Here is a 3,022-nt window from a genome sequence, read left to right on the forward strand (position 1 = left end):
AGCAGCTGCAGCACGCTCTGCTGCGAGGTGTTGGCCAGCGACAGCGCGGAAACCGCGATCGACTGGCGGGTCGACAGCGCCTGGCTGTTGGCCGCCTCGACGTTGGTGTCGGCCAGGGTCAGGTTGGACGAACCGGTCTGCAGCACGTTGATCAGGTTCTTGTTGAAGTCCTGACGAACCTGCACCACCGAGAGGTTCGAACCGAGCGCTGAAGCTTCCGAGCGCAGCGTGCTGGACGCGGCGTTCAAATTGGTCAGCACGCGGTTGGACGCGGCGTTGTCGATGAAGTCGACGCCGACGGTCAGGGCAGCGAGGCCGAGACCCTTGGAGTTGTAGGTCACGCCGGTGATGTTGAGGCTCGACTTGCCGGTCTCGTCGAACACCAACTTGAGCTGATCGCCGTTCAGCAGGTTGACGCCGTTGAACGAAGAGTCCTGCGAGGTCGTGTCGATCTGGTTCAGGATGTTGTTGTACTGAGACACCAGGTTCGCACGGGCCGTCTGGGCAACCGCATCCTGGACGGGGCTGGAAGCCGTCGAGAACGTCAGCGCCGAAGTGAGCGTGCCGCCGATCCCACCGCCTGCGACGGTCGATCCGATCGTCGAGGACGCGTAGTCGTTGGACGCGGTGATGGTCAGCCGGCCGTTGGCGTCGATCGTGGCAGCCAAATTGTTGGCCAGGAGCTGCGTGTTGAGCTGATCGAGCGTCTTGACGGTGCCGTTGGTGCCGTCGCCGAAAGTGACGTTGACCGCCGTGCCGCCATTGAAGGCGGAGAAGGTCAAGGTCTTGCCGGCAATGCCGCCGACACCGGAGGTGCGTGCCGCGGTGAACGCCGAGGCGCTACCGGTGTTGCCGGCCAACCCGAACACATTCAGCGCATTGCCGGAGCCCGTGATCGTCAGATCGGCGTTGATGCCGGTCGAGAGCTTGAGCTGGCCGGAGGTATTGATCGTCGAGTTCGACTGGCCGGTGGCGGTCGCAAGCGTCGCGGTGCCATTGGCGTTGAGCGTCGCGGTCTGCACGCCGGTGGCAAGGTCGATCGCCTTCAGCACGTCGTTAACCGTGCCGGACTGCAGGTAGACGGTCGAGTTGCCGTTGCCGTCGGTGACGACCGCACCGATCGCACCATAACCACTGGGAACACTCGGAGCACCGGTCGAACCCGGGACCGGCGCGTTCTTGAAGGTGATGGTGTGACCATCGACGTTCAGGGCCGAACCGTCCGTGATGGTCGCACCGAGCGAGGCCGCGGTCGTGGTCCGGTTGACCTCGATGTTGGCGTTACCTGCACCGGTCGACGTCGACAGGCCGAGAGCATTGAGCAGGTCGGCCTTGCCGGTGACATTCAGATCCGCACCCGTCGAGCTCTTCAGCGTGACGGCGCTCGCACCAACGCTCGAAGGAGTCTGGCCGACGCTGTTGGTGATCGTCGCAGCACCGGAGCTGATCGCAACCGTATCCACCCCGCTGGCGAGGTCGATTGCGGTCAAGAGGTCGGTGACGGTCGCAAGCGTCGCGGGCGTGCCGGTGCTACCGAGATAGACGGTGGTATTGCCGCCGCCGTCGGTGACGAGGTGGCCGCTGACGCCCGAACCGGACGGAACAGCGGTCGACGCCGGCGCGGTGCCGGCGCGGAAGGTGATGGTCTTGCCGTTCACCGTCAGCGTGTCGCCGTCGGCGGGCTGGGCGACGCCGGCCAGGCCGCTGGCGCTCGTGCCGTTGGTGGCGATCAGGGTGATGGTACCGGTCAGGGCCGTGGTGCCGCCGGCACCGGTCGTTGCCGTCGTGCCGGTGAAGGAGCCGAGAGTGGCGCCGAGGGTGGTGGCGCCGCTCGCCGCGGTGGTGCCGCCGGCCGCGCCGTTATAGAGCACGTTGCTGCTTGCAGTCGCGCTGGCGAAGGACGTGGTACCGCGCAAATCGGCCGCCGTCGCACCCGCGATCGAGGTGGAGACATTTGACTTGGTGGAATAGCCGACCGTGGTCTGCAGCGCCTGGTTGGCGATCGACTTCGCGCTGTCGATCAGCTTCTGCAACGAGGTCAGGCCGGTGTTGGCGGCCTGCAGCACCTGCACGCCGTTGGCGATGCCATCGAGCAGATTGTTGATGTCGCTGGCGCGGTTGTCGAGCGACTGTGCGGTGAAGAAGTTGGTGGGATTGTCCAGGGCCGAGTTGACGCTCTTGCCGGTCGACAGACGGTTCTGTGTGGTGGCGAGGAGATCGGCGGTGGACTGGAGAGACAGCAGGTTCTGGCGAACCGACGCAGAGAGAACAATACCGGACATGACTCTTACCCTTCTGGTTTACGCGTCTTCGTTCGATCGCTTCGGATCGAGTGACGGGCACAGCGTGCCGCGACATGGCTAACAAAAGGTGAAACCGGCATCGCCTGCCTAAGGGCCGGTTCACCATGAGCGAGCGGAAGGCGCGTCCGGGGTCGACAATCCGTCTGAAATTACTGGTGATTTTCCACGCTTACGCTCCATTAACCATAACCGCTGGTTACTTTTTCGGAGCGTCGCGCCACCGCCAACGGCGTGACGGATGAAAAAAAGCGGCGGGGCCGAAGCCCCGCCGCCATGTCTTGCTTGCGATGTCGTCCGCGATTTAGCGGAGCAGCTGCAGCACGCTCTGCTGCGACTGGTTGGCCAGCGAGAGCGCGGAGACCGCGATCGACTGGCGGGTCGACAGCGCCTGGCTGTTCGCGGCCTCGACGTTGGTGTCGGCCAAAGTCAGGTTGGACGAACCGGTCTGCAGCACGTTGATCAGGTTCTTGTTGAAGTCCTGACGCACCTGCACGATCGTCAGGTTTGAACCAAGGCTCGACGCTTCCGAGCGCAGGGTGCTCGATGCCGAGTTCAAGTTGGTCAGCACCTTGTTGGTGGCGGCGTTGTCGATGAAGTCGACACCGCTGGTCAACGAGGCGAGGCCGAGACCCTTGGAGTTGTAGGTCACGCCGGTGATGCTCAGGTTCGACTTGCCGGTCTCGTCGAACACCAGCTTGAGCTGGTCGCCGTTCAGCAGG

At 64.1% G+C, this 3,022-nt stretch carries 2 protein-coding genes; both read right to left on the reverse strand.

Annotation, left to right across the window (positions count from 1 at the left end):
- Nucleotides 1-2,282 (reverse strand): DUF1522 domain-containing protein (locus IVB31_RS23935; RefSeq protein WP_247328451.1); only part of this gene is annotated, 2,282 nt, incomplete at its 3' end.
- Nucleotides 2,283-2,604: 322 nt separating this feature from the next.
- On the reverse strand, nucleotides 2,605-3,022 hold a 418-nt coding region (locus IVB31_RS23940; RefSeq protein ID WP_253075262.1), incomplete at its 5' end, for a flagellin.

Origin of the sequence: Bradyrhizobium sp. 21 (assembly GCF_023073335.1) — a bacterium.
GTDB lineage: Bacteria > Pseudomonadota > Alphaproteobacteria > Rhizobiales > Xanthobacteraceae > Bradyrhizobium.